The organism is uncultured Eubacterium sp. (assembly GCF_934525195.1).
Classification (GTDB): Bacteria; Bacillota; Clostridia; order Oscillospirales; family Acutalibacteraceae; genus Eubacterium_R.
The window spans coordinates 61,987-77,848 of the sequence record NZ_CAKSZA010000001.1 but is presented as its reverse complement, the minus strand read 5'-3'; the positions used below and the strand labels follow the sequence as shown (position 1 = coordinate 77,848).

Annotated in this window: 14 protein-coding genes; 11 read left to right on the top strand and 3 right to left on the bottom strand. The window is 40.6% G+C overall.

Translation table 11 applies throughout. The features are described from left to right. Positions 1-6: 6 nt before the first annotated feature. Positions 7-2,931, top strand: a complete 2,925-nt coding sequence (locus Q0E03_RS00360) for a glycoside hydrolase family 38 C-terminal domain-containing protein (RefSeq protein WP_297128018.1) — start codon at positions 7-9, stop codon at positions 2,929-2,931. A gap of 15 nt (positions 2,932-2,946) precedes the next feature. Further along, positions 2,947-4,287 carry a CCA tRNA nucleotidyltransferase gene (locus Q0E03_RS00355; protein ID WP_297128015.1) on the top strand — a complete coding sequence of 447 codons (1,341 nt, stop codon included), beginning with the start codon at positions 2,947-2,949 and terminating at the stop codon, positions 4,285-4,287. Between the two features lie 111 nt (positions 4,288-4,398). Here the strand turns inward: Q0E03_RS00355 and Q0E03_RS00350 are convergent, their stop codons facing one another. Continuing rightward, positions 4,399-4,614: a helix-turn-helix domain-containing protein gene (locus Q0E03_RS00350; protein WP_294834666.1), complete on the bottom strand. Its 216-nt coding sequence runs from the start codon at positions 4,612-4,614 to the stop codon at positions 4,399-4,401. A 93-nt stretch (positions 4,615-4,707) separates the two neighbouring features. Here Q0E03_RS00350 and Q0E03_RS00345 point away from each other — a divergent pair, with 93 nt between their 5' ends. Further along, a complete protein-coding gene (locus tag Q0E03_RS00345; protein ID WP_297128011.1) occupies positions 4,708-5,373 on the top strand; it encodes a hypothetical protein in 666 nt (221 codons plus the stop codon). Positions 5,374-5,698: 325 nt separating this feature from the next. Here the strand turns inward: Q0E03_RS00345 and Q0E03_RS00340 are convergent, their stop codons facing one another. Beyond that, a complete protein-coding gene (locus Q0E03_RS00340) occupies positions 5,699-6,880 on the bottom strand; it encodes an FtsW/RodA/SpoVE family cell cycle protein (RefSeq protein ID WP_297128008.1) in 1,182 nt (393 codons plus the stop codon). Positions 6,881-7,020: 140 nt separating this feature from the next. Here Q0E03_RS00340 and Q0E03_RS00335 point away from each other — a divergent pair, with 140 nt between their 5' ends. Genes Q0E03_RS00335 through rpiB form a run of 4 tightly spaced genes read left to right on the top strand, consistent with a single transcriptional unit; the run spans position 7,021 to position 10,262 of the window. Then, positions 7,021-8,688: a formate--tetrahydrofolate ligase gene (locus Q0E03_RS00335; protein ID WP_297128005.1), complete on the top strand. Its 1,668-nt coding sequence runs from the start codon at positions 7,021-7,023 to the stop codon at positions 8,686-8,688. After that, the gene (gene tsaE, locus Q0E03_RS00330; RefSeq protein WP_294834662.1) at positions 8,688-9,125 is read left to right on the top strand and encodes a tRNA (adenosine(37)-N6)-threonylcarbamoyltransferase complex ATPase subunit type 1 TsaE; all 438 of its coding nucleotides are present in this window, start codon (positions 8,688-8,690) and stop codon (positions 9,123-9,125) included. The genes Q0E03_RS00335 and tsaE overlap by 1 nt, the downstream gene beginning before the upstream one ends. Before the next feature lies 1 nt (position 9,126). Continuing rightward, complete coding sequence (tsaB, locus tag Q0E03_RS00325; protein ID WP_297128001.1) at positions 9,127-9,798, top strand: tRNA (adenosine(37)-N6)-threonylcarbamoyltransferase complex dimerization subunit type 1 TsaB; 672 nt, start codon at positions 9,127-9,129, stop codon at positions 9,796-9,798. A gap of 11 nt (positions 9,799-9,809) precedes the next feature. Then, positions 9,810-10,262, top strand: coding sequence for a ribose 5-phosphate isomerase B (gene rpiB / locus Q0E03_RS00320; RefSeq protein WP_297127998.1), 453 nt, complete (start codon positions 9,810-9,812; stop codon positions 10,260-10,262). Positions 10,263-10,369: 107 nt separating this feature from the next. On the opposite strand, the gene Q0E03_RS00315 is transcribed toward rpiB, so the two are convergent. Continuing rightward, complete coding sequence (locus tag Q0E03_RS00315; protein WP_297127995.1) at positions 10,370-11,299, bottom strand: hypothetical protein; 930 nt, start codon at positions 11,297-11,299, stop codon at positions 10,370-10,372. 178 nt (positions 11,300-11,477) lie between these two features. Between Q0E03_RS00315 and Q0E03_RS00310 the strand changes: the two genes are divergently transcribed. The 4 genes from Q0E03_RS00310 (at position 11,478) to Q0E03_RS00295 (ending at position 15,853) form a co-directional block, all read left to right on the top strand. After that, complete coding sequence (locus Q0E03_RS00310; RefSeq protein WP_297127990.1) at positions 11,478-12,005, top strand: hypothetical protein; 528 nt, start codon at positions 11,478-11,480, stop codon at positions 12,003-12,005. A 72-nt stretch (positions 12,006-12,077) separates the two neighbouring features. After that, entirely contained in the window at positions 12,078-13,649 is a 1,572-nt protein-coding gene (locus Q0E03_RS00305; RefSeq protein WP_297128856.1) for a xylulokinase, read from the top strand. Positions 13,650-13,660: 11 nt separating this feature from the next. Then, the gene (gene araA, locus Q0E03_RS00300) at positions 13,661-15,133 is read left to right on the top strand and encodes an L-arabinose isomerase (protein WP_297127987.1); all 1,473 of its coding nucleotides are present in this window, start codon (positions 13,661-13,663) and stop codon (positions 15,131-15,133) included. Between the two features lie 9 nt (positions 15,134-15,142). Next, on the top strand, positions 15,143-15,853 hold the full coding sequence (locus tag Q0E03_RS00295; protein ID WP_294834652.1) for an L-ribulose-5-phosphate 4-epimerase: 711 nt from the start codon (positions 15,143-15,145) through the stop codon (positions 15,851-15,853). Positions 15,854-15,862 lie beyond the last annotated feature (9 nt).

Sequence of the window (15,862 nt, the reverse complement as noted above, 5' to 3'; positions counted from 1 at the left end):
TGAACTATGGCACATATAAAAGTTGTCAGACGCTCTATGCGTCCTGAAGAATGGACGGATTTACGCTTTGGCTGGCTCAAAAGACACATTTATTCCTCAAAGTGGGAAATAACAAATTTGATGATCAGAGATGCCCGTCAGGTGTCCGAAATGGAGTTTGAATATTATTCCGATGATTACAGACCGCTCCAAAAAGGTGATATGTATTTTACTCCCGACGGCACGGCATTTATCAAGGCTGATGTTGACATTCCAAAAGAACTTCAAGGCAAAGAATTGTGGTTCTCGCTCAAAACCGCAGCCGAAATTTGCGTTAAGGTCAACGGCAAATATGTTGGCGGTGTTGACCCAAACAGAGAGAGAATGCTCCTTTCTCCTTATGTTGACGACACAAAGACTCTTCATTTTGATATGATGGGATATAACCGTTCAAAGCCTGATGATGAGCGAAATCCCGAAAGCCTTTCTGTTCGTGGTTGCCGTCAAATCTTTGAGGGCGCATATATCTGTACAGTCAATCACGAAGTGCAGGATTTGGTATGGGATTTTGAACTTTTGCTTGATATTGCAAAATCGGATTTGTTCAACGAGGACTATCGTGATTTCCTCAACCGAGAACTCAATAACGCTATGAACTTCATTGATTTTGACGGCGATGAGCTTGTCGGCGTATGCGAAGCGAAAAAATATGTTGATGATGTGATTTATGCAAATGATACATATAAGGGGGCAGGTGATGTTGCACTTATCGCACACTCTCACCTTGACATTGCGTATTATTGGCGCAGAATTCACGCTGTTCAAAAGAATTTGCGTACTGTGCTTATCCAACTTCGTTTGATGGATAAGTATCCCGATTTCAAGTACACTCACACTCAACCGTATGTGTACGAAACCTTGGAAAAGCACTATCCTGAAGTGTTCAAGGAACTTCAACAAAAGGTGAAAAACGGTCAGTTCGAGCCTGTCGGCGCAATGTATGTTGAACCTGATTGTAATATTCCGTGTGCCGAAAGTCTTATTCGTCAATGCCTTTACGGTCAAAAAACATATAAGCGAATGTTCGGTAAATATGTCAATAATGCTTGGCTGCCCGATGTGTTTGGCAACAGCTGGATTATGCCTCAAATCCTCAAAAAGAGCGGTGTTGATTATTTTGTTTCAAACAAAATGTCAACTTGGAATGATACAAACCGTTTTCCACACAATAATTTCATTTGGAAAGGAATTGACGGCAGCAGCGTTTATGCCTGCGTTCCGCCTACCCACTTTATAACTTGGAACGCTCCGTCTCAAATTCAGGAGAATTGGGAAGCATATATAGACAAAGACCAAGGCGGTCAAACTATGAATATGTTTGGCTACGGTGACGGCGGTTCGGGTTGCACAGAGGAAATGATTGAACTTATGCACCGCTTTGATAAATTGTCTGTTATGCCAAAATGTGAGCATATGGGCGGTGCGGAATTCCTCGAAAAGAATCTTAAAGATAACAAAAATCTTGAGGTTTGGGACGGCGAATTGTACCTTGAAATGCACCGTGGAACATTCACCACAAAAAGTAATTTGAAGCAGAAAAACAGACAGCTTGAATTCAAATTCAGAACTGCTGAAATGCTTTCTGTTTTGCGTGGGGATGACAATCGTGAAATCCTCACCTCACTATATAAAAAATTCCTTGTAAATCAGTTTCACGATATTCTTCCGGGTTCTCATATTCACCCTGTTTATGAGGACGCGATGGCTGATTACAACGAAATTGAAACTGCACTTGATGAAATTATCGGCACAGGCTCAAAGTATTTCAACACCCTCAATTTTGAAAGAAATGCGCTTACCTTTGTGCCAAATAAAAACGGCTCTGCAACCCGTCACGGAGTAAAGGGAAATTGGCTCATTCCGTCAATTCCCGCACTTTCGTCAAAGACCTTGCGTGCCACAAAACACACCGATGATTGGTTTACATTTGAAAACGGCACAGTTACCACACCGTTTTATACCGCAAGTCTCAATTCCGACGGCTCGTTCTCCTCACTTTATGACAACGAACTTTGCAGAGAATGGACAGACGGCGACTTCAATAAATTGAAGATTTATACCGACAATCCCGGTAACTATGACGCTTGGGATATTCTTCCGAATTATAAGGATAAACAGATTGAAATTGAGGTCACAGAGCCTCTTGCAATAATTGAGCAGGACGGCGAAAGCGTAACTTTCAAAACCGTTTTGTCAACAGAAAAATCTTCGTGGACAATGCTTGTTCGCTTCTTCCGTCAAAGCAGGGGAATAGAAGTTGAAAATCAAGTTTCGTGGAACGAAAAGCACAGACTTGCAAAGGTTGAATTTGCTTCAAATATCCTCACCCGAAAAGTCCTTTGCGACACTTCGGCAGGATTTATAGAACGAGAAACAAACAAAAACACCACCTGGCAGCAGGCAAGATTTGAAGTCTGCCACCACAAGTGGTGCGATATGTCGGAAACAGGCGGAGGTATTTCTCTCATTAATGAGGGCAAGTACGGTGTCGGATTTGACGAAAACAAGATGAGCCTTTCGCTTCTTCGTGCAACAATCCGCCCTGATGTCACTTCCGATATGGGCAGTCATGATTTTTGCTATATGATTATGCCACATAGCGGTGATGCTGTTTCTGCCGATATAAACAAGATTGCACTTCAATACAATGCACCGCTTGTCAAGGCTGATGTTGAGTGTACACTTCCGACTTTTGAACCGCTTTATCTTCAGGCGGTAAAGAAAGCGGAGGACAGCGAAATGACTGTTGTCAGATTGTCTGAACAAAATGGTGCAAGAGGCGAAATCAAACTCGACAGAACCGTTAAACTTCTCAATATGCTTGAAGAAGAAATCGGCGAAACCGATACAATCAAGTATTCACCGTTTGAAATTATCACAATCGGTATTTGATAAAAGGAACATAATATGAATTTGCCGAATGATGCAAAAATGTTAATATCTCTGTTTGAGCAAAACGGTCACACTGCCTACGCTGTGGGCGGTTGTGTCCGTGATGCTCTTATGGGCGTTGCCGAAAAAGATATTGACATAACTACATCTGCCACTCCTGAGCAGACGGAGCAGATTTTGGCAAATAACGGCATAAAGTTTATAGAAACGGGCATCAAGCACGGCACGGTTACGGCACTTGTCAATCATATTCCGTATGAGATAACCACATTTCGTACCGAAGGGGGTTATGCCGATAACCGCCACCCCGACAGCGTTGATTTCGTAACGGATGTAAGGCTCGACCTTGCCCGCCGTGATTTCACTATGAATTCGATTGCGTATAACGACACGGTCGGTTTTGTTGATTGCTTCGGCGGAGTCGATGATATAAAAAACAAGGCTATTCGTGCAGTCGGCAACCCAAACAAAAGGTTTGAGGAGGATGCACTCCGCATTATGCGTTGTATTCGCTTTGCTTCTGTTCTCGGTTTTGATGTTGAACAACATACTTCAAAAGCCGTGCACGATAATAAAGAACTCCTGAAAAACATTGCAGTTGAACGAATTTATGTTGAACTTGTCAAGCTCCTTTTGGGCAAAAATTGTGAGCGTGTTTTGTTGGAATACAGGGATGTAATCGGCGTGATTATTCCCGAACTTGTGCCGACTTTTGATTTTCGACAGGTCAGCAAATGGCACATTTATGATGTTTATACCCATATTGTAAAATCAGTTGCTGTTGCACCGAACAAGGACTATATCCGCCTTGCACTTCTTTTTCACGATATAGCAAAGCCGCAAACCAAAACAACGGACGAAAACGGCAATGACCATTTCAAATTCCACGGCTTTGAGGGCGAAAAAATAACCGCAACGGTTCTCAAAAGACTAAAGGTCAGCAATGATGTTTTCAACAAGGTCACAATGCTTGTAAAATATCACGACGACCACATCACAATCAAGCGTAAGAATATAAAAAAATGGCTTCGTGTTTTCGGCGAGGAGATGATTTTTGATTATATAGATTTGAAGATTGCCGACCTTTCAACGCATAATCTCACATATGCACAGGAAGAAATTGACACTCTTTATAAAATCAGAGAGATTACCTTACAGGTCATCGCATCGGGCGAGCCTTATAGGGTGAGCGATCTTGCAATCACGGGCAAAGATTTGATTGCACTCGGTTATCGGGGTCACGAAATTGCAGAGGAACTTGACGCTCTTGTGAAAATCGTTTCGGGCAACCCTAATTGTAATACAAAAGAAAAACTAATTCGTCAAGCTGATATTGATAAATCATTAACCGATTAAGGCTTCTCTTGTATGCAGACTGAGGGTGAAAAGCTATTCTTAATACTGTAGGCGAACACAGTTTGCCCCTACGCACAAACAAAAACTCTACGATACCGAAATATCGTAGAGTCATTTTCTTTTATACGGCTTTGGATCGTCGGTTAATCCTGCAAGGTAATCCATGCTTGTGTTTAGTGCAATGGCAATCTTTCTGCATTGCTCAAAGGTATAATATCTTTTTTCGTTTTCTATTTTAGAATAATCGCTTTGATCAATTCCTGTAAGCATTTGCATTTTTACTTGTGTAAATCCTTTTGATTTCCTTAAATCCTTAAGTCTTGACATATAATCACCTCATAATTATTATGTCATATTGACCTATTGACAATATGGTGAAATTGACCTATAATATAAGAAAAAACATAAAGGAGAATTTTTATGAAAAAAACAAAAAATTTATTAAGCGTAATTATGGCAACAATAATGTGCATATCATCATTTTCAGTTTGCAATTTATCTGCATATGCCGCCGGTTGGATAGATATGGCACAAACTGTTGAGCTGGATACTGTGTTCTCGGAAAGTTATAGTAAAGCTTCAGATGCATATAAGAATAATGGGTATGCGGATGCTTTTAAATTTAATGTTTCGGAAAATGGAAATGTGACAATTCATATTGAAACTGATGATGACGATTATTTTTATTGGCCAACAATATATTTATATAATGAAAATGATACTTCTTCGTATATAGCAGATTATTATAAACCTTCATATAAATTTGATTCTGGCAGAGGTATATATTTTAGTAATAATACAATTTCGCTAAAAAAGGGAAATTATTTTCTTGTATATAATTATGGTGACGGTTATAGTGCTAGTTATTTAACCGGAACTTATGATATTGAATTAAAGTATAATCCGGTTTTCCCTAATGCAAATATTTCTAAAACAAAACCCGGAAAAAAGTTATTAAAAATATATTATTCAAAGTGTTCTGATGTATCAGGCTATCAACTTCAATACAGTACAAATAAAAATATGAAATCTGCAAAAACAATTAATCTTTCAAGCAGTTCTTCGTCAAAAAAATCAAAAGTTTAAAATCAAAAAAGAATTATTATGTTCGTATTCGTACATATAAAACAGTCAACATTAATGGTTCAAATAAAACTTATTATGGTAAATGGTCACCCAAAAAAGCTGTAAAAACAAAATAAATAGTTTTGTTAAGGCTTCACTTATTGTAAGGAATACTGTCTGTACTTTGTGTATAGATTGCGTAGAAAAAGTAGGGTACTACGATGAAGTTGCACACTACTTTGCATATTAAAAGCAAAGCTTAATAACTGTAGGGGAGGATATTATCCTCCCGCAGGCAAATACAAACAAAAAAACTCTACGATACCGAAATATCGTAGAGTCATTTTTATTTTGTATAGAACAATGTTTCTCTCGGCGTCCGTGAAAATCTGTACACTGAATATTCAATTCCGAGCGCCAAATAAATACACAATGAACTTGAACCGCCTGCCGAGAACAACGGAAGCGTGATACCGATACAAGGCAAAAGCGACAACTCCATGCCGACATTAACGAGTATCTGTGCAAACAGCATAACAGCAATGCCTCCGCACATCAAATATCCAACATTATCTCTTGCGTTCATTGCGATTTTGATAACTCTCAAAACAAGGAAGAACAAAATCAGCAGAGCTGCCATTGTGCCGACAAATCCAAATTCTTCACCTGCAACGGTAAGCACCATATCACTTTCGTTAACGGGAACCGCACCGCTCTGCGTCATATTTCCGTGCAAAAAGCCTTGTCCGAAAAGTCCGCCCGAGCCCATTGCGATTTTGCCGTTTGTTTGCTGATACATAGCGTCTGCGTATTGTTCGGGGTAGAACAAAGCAACGATTCTCTGCCTTTGAATACCGTCAATTATGCCCGTTTTCCAAGCAACCGCAAAACCAACGAATATCGCACAAAAGCCTGCAATGAAGTAGCCGATATTAACCCTTGACAGGAACAGCATACCGATGAACATAACGAGGAAGATAAGTGCCGAGCCTGCGTCACCCGTAAGGAGAACAAGACCGACAGGGATTGCACCGTGGATAACAAGCGGAATAATCGTTTTCAGCTTGTTTATTTTATCTCTGACCAAATCAAGATGGTAGGAAAACGAAATGATGAATCCTACTTTTAATAGCTCCGACGGTTGGAAATAAAAAACTTTGAGGTCAATCCAACATTTTGAATCGGGTCGTGCTTCGGGTGCAACGCCAAAGAAGAATGTAAAAATCATCAGTCCGACACAGCCTGCGGCGATAATCGGCCATAGCTTTGAAATAACATCATAGTCGATGTTTGAAACTGCAATAGAAATAACAAAGCCGATTATAATCGAAACAAGCATTGACCTGACATCGCTTGATATAACTCGTCCGCCTGAAAGCGAAGAATACGATGCGCTGTACACAAGCATAAGTCCGTAGATTGATGCCGAAAGTGCCGTGAGCATTGTAACAAAGTCCGTACCTTTAATCAGCGTCCATATTGAGTTTTTTTGTTTTAGTCTGTTTGAATCAACTGCCGTGGTTGCCATCGCAATCCTCCTTTCGCAGTAATATATTTATTATATTATGTATTCTCCTATTTTTCAATATAAATAATAAATTTTTATGTTGGAATGTTTTGCAATATGTGTTATAATATATTGCACTAATAAATATGGAGAGATAACCTATGCTCACAGATATTGAAATTGCTCAAAACGCAAAAATGAAGGACATTAACGAAATTGCCGCTTCTCTCGGCATTTCGTCTGATGAAATAGACCCTTACGGTCACTATAAAGCAAAAATATCCGATTCTGTTATGGAACGATTAAAAGATAAAAAGGACGGCAAACTCATTCTTGTAACCGCAGTTAATCCGACACCGGCAGGTGAGGGCAAAACAACGGTTTCTATCGGTCTCGGCGAAGCTATGAGTCAAATCGGCAAAAAAGCGATTATCGCACTTCGTGAGCCGTCACTCGGTCCTGTTTTCGGTATTAAAGGCGGTGCAGCAGGCGGCGGATATTCGCAGGTTGTGCCTATGGAGGATATCAATCTTCATTTCACAGGCGATATGCACGCAATCACATCGGCAAACAACTTGATGTGTGCAATGCTTGACAATTCTATTCAGCAGGGTAATGAACTCAATATTGACCCAAGAAGAATTCAGGTTAAGCGTTGCCTTGATATGAACGACCGTGCACTTCGTAATATTATCAATTCGCTCGGCGGAAAACTTAACGGTATTCCTCGTGAGGACCATTTTTGTATTACCGTTGCAAGCGAGGTTATGGCAATCCTTTGCCTTGCCTCCGATTTGTTTGATTTAAGGGAAAGGCTCGGCAATATTCTTGTCGCTTACACATTTGACGGTCAGCCTGTTTATTGCAAGGACATCAAGGCAAACGGTGCTATGACCGTTCTCCTCAAGGAAGCCATCAAGCCAAACCTTGTGCAAACTCTTGAGAATACTCCTGCAATTATGCACGGCGGTCCGTTTGCAAATATTGCACACGGCTGTAACTCTGTTCGTGCAACAAAGACTGCACTCAAACTTGCGGATTATACAATTACCGAAGCGGGCTTCGGTTCAGACCTCGGTGCTGAAAAGTTTATGGATATTAAGTGCCGTTTCGCCGGCTTAGCTCCGTCTTGTATCGTCTTGGTTTCAACAGTTCGTTCAATGAAGTATAACGGCGGAGTTGCAAAGGACGACCTCAAGGAAGAAAATCTTGAAGCACTCAAAAAGGGCAGCGTAAACCTTGGTGCTCATATTGATAACCTCAAAAAATTCGGTGTTCCCGTTGTTGTTGCAATCAATCATTTTTATGCCGATACCCAGGCAGAAATTGATTATATCGAACAGTATTGCAAGGAAAAGGGCGCTGATTTTGCAGTAACCAAATGCTTTGCCGAGGGTGGCAAAGGCGGAACCCAACTTGCTCAAAAGGTTGTTGAGGCTTGCGAAAAGGAAAATAACTTCCACTGCCTTTATGACCTTGATATGCCTGTTTATGAAAAGATTGAAACAATAGCAAAAGAAATATATGGTGCAGACGGCGTTGATTTTACAAAAGAAGCAAGAAATGCGATTGACGGCTTTGTAAAATTGGGCGCAGACAAAATGCCTGTGTGTATGGCAAAAACACAGTATAGCCTTTCCGATAATCCAAAACTTCTCGGCAAGCCTGAAAACTTCAGAATTACTGTTTCAAGTGCAACACTTTCAAACGGTGCAGGCTTCATTGTTTGCCAAACAGGCTCAATTATGACTATGCCGGGACTTTCAAAATCTCCTGCCGCTTATAGAATTGATATTGACGAAAACGGCGATACGGTAGGTCTTTTCTGATGAAAGAAGTTATTACTCACAGCTATGAAGAAACGCTTGCTATGGCGAGCGATTATGCCAAAACTTTGCCAAAGGGCAGTGTGATTGGCTTTGTCGGCGGACTCGGCATGGGCAAAACTGCCTTTACAACAGGCTTTGTAAAAGGACTTGGCATCAATGCCGATGTGTCATCACCGACTTTTGCAATTTGCAACGATTATATCGGCGAAAACGCAAGAGCCTATCATTTTGATATGTATAGGGTTGAAAGTTGGGATGACCTATATTCCACAGGCTTTTTCGATTATCTCGAAACAGATGCTTACATTCTTGCCGAGTGGAGCGAAAATATTTTCGGTGCTCTGCCCGACGATGCCATTATTATTGAAATAGAAAAAATTGATGAAAATACTCGCAAGTTTATTTTCAAATCAAAATCAGATTATATCGAGGATTGATATGCTTTTATCAATGGATTCAAGTGCCGTCACAGCTTCCGTTGCTTTGACTGACGGCGATGAAATTATAAAAAGTGAATTTGTAAATTCGGGACTCACTCATAGCGAAACATTGCTTCCTATGATTACAAGAGTTATGGACGGTCACAAGTACGGTGAACTTGACGGAATTGCAATCACAGCAGGTCCGGGTTCGTTCACAGGCGTTCGTATCGGCGTTGCAACGGTCAAAGGTCTTGCGTTTAATGACAACATTCCTTGCTTCTCCGTTTCAACATTGGAGGCTATAGCGTACAATTTTGTTGACGAAAACGCTGTTGTTTGCGCTGTTATGGATGCAAGACGAATGCAGTTTTATAATGCTGTGTTTAAGGTCGAGAATGGCTCTGTGGAGCGTCTTTGTGACGATAGAGCAATTTCTATTGAGGACTTGCGAAATGACCTTAAACAGTACGACAAGGTGATTATCGCAGGTGACGGTGCAAAACTTTGCTTCCAAAATATCGAACTTGAAAATTGCATTCTTGCCGATGATGACCGAATTTATCAAAATGCCGTTGGCGTTGCCAAAGCGGCGAAAAATAAAAAACCGATTTCTCCAAAGGTGCTTATGCCTGTTTATTTAAGACAGAGCCAAGCCGAAAGAGAATTGAAACTTAAATTAAATAAATAAGGAGAATAATTATGACAGTAGTTTTAGGTTCAGACCACGCAGGATTTCCGCTCAAAGAGGCTATTCGTGCTCATTTTGAAGAAAAGGGGATTGACTATATCGATGTAGGTTGTTATTCTCCTGAAAGATTTGATTATGCCGTTTCGGCTCAAATCGCTTGTGATAAAGTGTCTGCGGGTGAAGCCGATATGGCAATTCTTTGTTGTGGCACAGGTGTTGGCATTTCTATGGCTGCCAATAAGGTAAAGGGTATCAGAGCTTGCTGTTGCAGCGATTATTTCAGTGCAAAGTATACCCGACTTCACAACGATGCAAACTGCCTTTGCATGGGTGCTCGTGTAATCGGTGAGGGTACAGCACTTGAACTTGTTGATGTATTTATCAACACAAAATTTGAGGGTGGCAGACATCAAACAAGGATTGACCAAATTATGGCTATCGAAAACGGCGAAAAATTATATTAATTAGCAAAACCTCTCGTGTCACTTCGGCATGAGAGGCTTTTTGCAGTATGTTGATTGAGTATAAAAACAACCCCGCAGATTTCTCTACGGGGTTATGTTTGTTTAGTTTATGACCATCTCATAGCTTTGATGCTGAAGCCTAATGAATTGTCAAGTTTGTTTTTTTGAACAACTGCAACTACTTTCTTTTTGCTGCAACCTGAAACACTACCTGTAATTTTGTAGTAGTTATTGTTGTTCTTTTGGGCATATTCCTCAACTTTTTCAATAGTAACTGTTTGCACTTCATTTTCAGCCTTTTTAATTGTGAAGGTATCTTCTTTTGAGTTATATGTAATTTCAGGAGTGCTTCCGCAGTTGTTTTTAAAGTTAACTACGGTTTGACCGTAAAACTTGAAAAGTCCAAGAACAATAGTGCCCGATGCATAAGTGCTTGTGTTGAGTTTTTCTCTTTGAGCCATCCAAACAGCGGCGTGTCTTGCTGCTTCAATCGGTACGCCATCTTTGTTTTCGTAGTTTGATTTGAAGAGATTTGGAACTTCAAGCATTGATTTTACAATTTGCTTTTCAGAGTCGTTAAATTCTGCCGGTTTGGTTTTGTCATTGATTTTTGGAACGTTGTCATCCTCCAAAGGGACTGTTGTTACTTCGCTTGTCGGCTCTGTTGATTGAGGCGCCTTTGTTGTTGTAGTTGTGGTTGTTGGCTTTGGTTTTGACGTAACAGGCTTGTGGTTTTTGTCTGTCACAACTTCACCGTCGTCGTCAATCTTAACATTGACTTTGTTGCCTTTTTTGTCGGTTGTTTCTTTGTACATAACCTGAGTGGTTACGGCGTTTCCGTTTTTGTCTGTAACAGCTTCGCCTTTTTCGTTTGTAACTTTCTCTTCAACGATTTCGTATGTGTCCTCGTTGCCTATGAGTCCGTCAACCGTTGTTGATGTAGTATCTTCTTCTTTTTTTTGTCCCTTGGAGCAACCTATCATTGCCACCGAAACAGCTATTGTGGTTGCAAGAACCACGGCTATTGCTTTTTTCATTTAAACACCTCTTGTTTTTCATTAACTAAATTATAATGATTTTTGCCCTCTTTGTAAATACCTCTCATATAATTAAAAGCAAATATTTAAAATTTAGTAATAATGTTTACGATTAATTCACAACTTGTCGGTTTTATTTGATATAATATTTATCATACTGCATTTATGGGGTGATAATTTGAAAAACTCAAGGTTGATTGCCTATTCGGGTGTAGCCACCGCTTTGTCGGTCGTTATGTTGTTTTTAGGTTCGCTGATATGGGTGCTCGGATATACAATGCCTTTAATTGCGAGTCTTATTATGATTATACTTTTAGACTCAATTTCGCAAAAATGTGCATTGCTGACTTATGTTGCAACATCCGCTGTTTCGTTCATATTGTTGAGCGATAAGGAATGTTTGCTTTTGTATGTGCTGTTTTTTGGTTATTATCCACTAATTAGAGATAAAATCAACGATATAAAGCCAAAATTTTTGTCAATACTTCTAAAATATTTCACCTTTAATGCTTCAATGATTCTCACTCAGGTTTTGTGCGTTTATGTGTTTGGGATTCCGTTTGACGATATGCTCGGAAAGTGGGGAATAGTCCTCTTTATTGTTTGCCTAAACCTCGTGTTTACCGTGTTTGACAAGCTTTACGGTCTGCTGTTGAAACTTTACAGAATAAAATTAAAGAAAAAAGTCGAAAAATATCTAAAATAATTAAATATTATATTGAATTATAATTTGCGTTTTTGTATAATAATTATATCTTAATTTAGGAGATAACTTTTGATGAATTATACGCTTGACGGTACTGAATCTTTGGGTATAGAATTTGGCTCAACCCGAATTAAAGCGGTGCTTATTGATAAAAATTTTAACCCGATTGCCTCAGGTTCTCATACTTGGGAAAACAAACTTGTAAACGGCGTTTGGACTTACAGCCTTGATGATGTTTGGTCAGGGCTTCAAGATGCTTATAAAGACCTTAATGATGATTGTGAAAGTAAGTTCGGAGCAAAAATTACAAAGCTTGCTTCTCTCGGCTTTTCCGCAATGATGCACGGGTATCTTCCGTTTGATAAAGACGGCAATCAACTTTGCGAATTCAGGACTTGGCGCAATACGATTACGGGCGAATCGGCAAAGGAACTTACCGAACTTTTCGGTTTCAACATTCCGCAAAGATGGAGTGTTGCCCATCTGTATCAAGCTATACTCAATGGAGAAAAGCACACAAAGAATATCGATTTTCTCACAACTCTTGCAGGATATGTTCACTACAAACTGTCGGGGCAAAAAGTTGTCGGTGTCGGCGAAGCATCGGGTATGTTCCCTATAGACAGCACCGTTAATGATTATAATTCTCAAATGACAGAAAAATTCAATGCTCTTCCAAAAGTCAAGGAGCTTGGTATTGATATTGTTCAGATTTTGCCAAAGGTTCTTGTGGCAGGTGAAAATGCCGGTGTTCTTACCCAAGAGGGTGCAAGGATCATTGACCCGTCGGGCAATCTTGAACACGGTGTTCCGATGGCACCTCCCGAGGGCGATGCGGGAACGGGTATGACCGCCACCAATGCAATTGCCGTCAAAACAGGTAATGTCAGTGCAGGCACATCAATTTTTTCAATGGTTGTTCTTGAAAATCAGCTTTCAAAGGTGTATGAAGAAATTGATATGGTAACAACTCCGGTCGGAAAGCCTGTTGCAATGGTACATTGCAATAACTGCTGTACAGACCTTGATTATTGGGTAAATGTTTTCGGTCAGTTTGCTTCAGCAATCGGAGCACAAATGCAAAAATCGGAACTTTACGACGCTTTGTATGAAGCTGCACTTTACGCTAAGCCTGACGCAGGCGGTCTTGTTAATGTGAATTATTTTTCGGGCGAACCTGTTTCTCATACAGATGACGGACGACCGCTTTTTGTAAGAACACAGAACGCCGATTTTAATCTTGCAAACTTTATGCGCTCGCAAATTTATTCAACAATGGCAACCCTCAAAATCGGTATGGAAATCCTTGAAAAAGAAAATGTCACTATCGATTGCCTTATGGGACACGGCGGACTTTTTAAAACTCCGCTTGTCGGTCAAAAACTCTTGGCAGGTGCGATGAATTGCCCTGTTGCAGTTATGAAAACAGCGGGTGAGGGCGGAGCCTGGGGTATGGCTGTCCTTGCAAAATATGTTGTTGACGGTGATGAGCCGCTCGACGAATATCTCAATAATAAAGTGTTCATAAACAGCGAATGTAAAACCGTTGCACCCGATGAAAATGATGTAAACGGATTTAATGAATATATGAAATTGTACAAGTCGGCACTCAAAGCAGAGGTTGCCGCTTATGAAAATATTTAAGGAGAATTACAATGGCATTTAAAGATTATGAATTTTGGTTTGTAGTAGGCACACAGTTCCTTTACGGCGAAGATATTTTTGAAACTATCAATTCTCACGCAACAGAAATGGCAGACGAATGGAGCAAAAAACTCCCTTGTAAGGTTGTCGCAAAGCCTTGCGTAAAAACTTCAAAAGAGATTTTGGACATTATGCAAGAGGCTAACAATGATGAGCATTGCGCAGGTGTTATCACTTGGATGCACACTTTTTCACCGTCTAAAATGTGGATTGCGGGATTTAACGCTTTAAAAAAGCCGTTTCTTCATGTAAACACTCAATATAACCGTGACATTCCGTGGCAGGATATTGATATGGACTTTATGAATCTCAATCAGTCTGCACACGGCGACAGAGAGCACGGCTACATCGCTGCTCGTATGAGATTGAAGCAAAAAGCTGTTGCAGGCTATTGGAAAGATGATGCCGTTCAGGAAAAAATCGGAACTTGGATGAGAGCCGCAGTCGGCGCTATGGAAAGCCGAAAACTTCGTGTTCTTCGTATTTCCGACAATATGCGTAATGTAGCAGTAACCGACGGCGACAAGATTGAAGCACAGATTAAACTCGGTTGGCAGGTTGACCATTACGGCGTAGGCGATATTATTAAACTTGTCAATGCTGTTACCGACGATGAAATCGATGCTCAAATGGCTGAATATGAAAAGAATTATATTATGGACACCGATAATCTCGATGCCGTAAGGTATCAGGCAAGGGAAGAAGTCGCAATCAAAAAGTTCCTCGAAAAAGAGGGCTTCGGTGCATTCCACACTAATTTTGAAGATTTGCAGGAACTTCGTCAACTTCCGGGTCTTGCCGCACAGGATTTGATGCGTCAGGGCTACGGCTTCGGTGCCGAGGGCGACTGGAAAGTTGCCGCTATGACCCGTATTATGAAGCTTATGGCAGAGGGTATGCAGGGCGGTACAGCCTTTATGGAAGATTATACATATCATTTTGAGCCGGGCAACGAAATGCTCCTCGGTTCTCATATGCTTGAAGTTTGCCCGACTATTGCGGCAGAAAAAGCAAAAATCCAGGTTCACCCTCTTGGAATAGGCGATAGGGAAGATCCTGCCCGCTTGGTATTTAAGGCTCAAACAGGCAATGCGATTGTTGTCACTCTTGTTGATATGGGCGACAGACTTCGTATGATTGTCAATGATGTTGAATGTAAGGAACAGCTAAACGATATGCCAAAGCTTCCTGTTGCAGGAGTTTTGTGGAAACCGCTTCCTTGCCTTCAAACTTCGGCAGAAGCATGGATGTATGCAGGCGGTGCTCATCACAGCGTTCTCTCTTATTCTCTCAATGCCGAGCATATGCGTGATTTTGCCGAAATTATGGGTATTGAGTTTATTCATATCAATAAGGACACGGAGATTAACGAATTCAGAAAAGAATTGTTTTACAACGATGTTGCATACAAACTCGGTATGTAAGGAGCAAAAATGTTAGAAGCGTTAAAAAAAGAAGTATTTGAACAAAATTTAAAACTTGTTGAGTACGGTTTGGTTGTGCTTACTTGGGGCAATGTTTCGGCTATTGACCGAGAAAGCGGACTTTTTGTAATAAAACCGTCAGGTGTGCCATATAGTGAAATGACTGCCGAAGATATGGTGGTTATGGATTTGGAGGGCAACAAGGTTGAGGGCAAACTAAATCCGTCATCCGACACACCAACCCATATGGAATTGTACAGAAATTTCAAGGATATAGGCGGTGTTGTTCACACTCATTCTTCTTGGGGTTGTTCTTGGGCGCAGACAGGGAGAGATGTTCCGGCTTACGGCACTACTCATGCTGATTTTGCAAACGGTGCCGTCCCTTGCACAAGAGGACTAACCAAAGAAGAAGTTGAGTCGGCATATGAGCTTAACACCGGCAAGGTTATCGTTGAAGAATTTGCCAAAAGAAACATTTTGCCTGAGGAATGTCCTGCGGTTCTTGTTCACCGTCACGGACCTTTTACTTGGGGCAAAAATGCACAGAAGGCTGTTGAAAATGCTCTGATTTTGGAAGAAGTATGCAAAATGGCGTATAGAACGGAATCAATTGCGGCATTGAATACCGATTCCAATATCGGAATAGAGGACTATCTTCTTAAAAAGCATTATGAGCGCAAACACGGCAAAGATGCATATTATGGTCAAAAACAATAGGAGGAACAT

What these genes read in the sequence shown, in the direction of transcription:
- Q0E03_RS00295 (WP_294834652.1), top strand. Translation starts at nt 15,143, where the DNA reads ATGTTAGAAGCGTTAAAAAAAGAAGTATTTGAACAAAATTTAAAACTT.
- araA (WP_297127987.1), top strand. Translation starts at nt 13,661, where the DNA reads ATGGCATTTAAAGATTATGAATTTTGGTTTGTAGTAGGCACACAGTTC.
- Q0E03_RS00340 (WP_297128008.1), bottom strand. Translation starts at nt 6,880, where the DNA reads ATGGCAACCACGGCAGTTGATTCAAACAGACTAAAACAAAAAAACTCA.
- Q0E03_RS00335 (WP_297128005.1), top strand. Translation starts at nt 7,021, where the DNA reads ATGCTCACAGATATTGAAATTGCTCAAAACGCAAAAATGAAGGACATT.
- tsaB (WP_297128001.1), top strand. Translation starts at nt 9,127, where the DNA reads ATGCTTTTATCAATGGATTCAAGTGCCGTCACAGCTTCCGTTGCTTTG.
- tsaE (WP_294834662.1), top strand. Translation starts at nt 8,688, where the DNA reads ATGAAAGAAGTTATTACTCACAGCTATGAAGAAACGCTTGCTATGGCG.
- Q0E03_RS00350 (WP_294834666.1), bottom strand. Translation starts at nt 4,614, where the DNA reads ATGTCAAGACTTAAGGATTTAAGGAAATCAAAAGGATTTACACAAGTA.
- Q0E03_RS00315 (WP_297127995.1), bottom strand. Translation starts at nt 11,299, where the DNA reads ATGAAAAAAGCAATAGCCGTGGTTCTTGCAACCACAATAGCTGTTTCG.
- Q0E03_RS00355 (WP_297128015.1), top strand. Translation starts at nt 2,947, where the DNA reads ATGAATTTGCCGAATGATGCAAAAATGTTAATATCTCTGTTTGAGCAA.
- rpiB (WP_297127998.1), top strand. Translation starts at nt 9,810, where the DNA reads ATGACAGTAGTTTTAGGTTCAGACCACGCAGGATTTCCGCTCAAAGAG.
- Q0E03_RS00360 (WP_297128018.1), top strand. Translation starts at nt 7, where the DNA reads ATGGCACATATAAAAGTTGTCAGACGCTCTATGCGTCCTGAAGAATGG.
- Q0E03_RS00345 (WP_297128011.1), top strand. Translation starts at nt 4,708, where the DNA reads ATGAAAAAAACAAAAAATTTATTAAGCGTAATTATGGCAACAATAATG.
- Q0E03_RS00305 (WP_297128856.1), top strand. Translation starts at nt 12,078, where the DNA reads ATGAATTATACGCTTGACGGTACTGAATCTTTGGGTATAGAATTTGGC.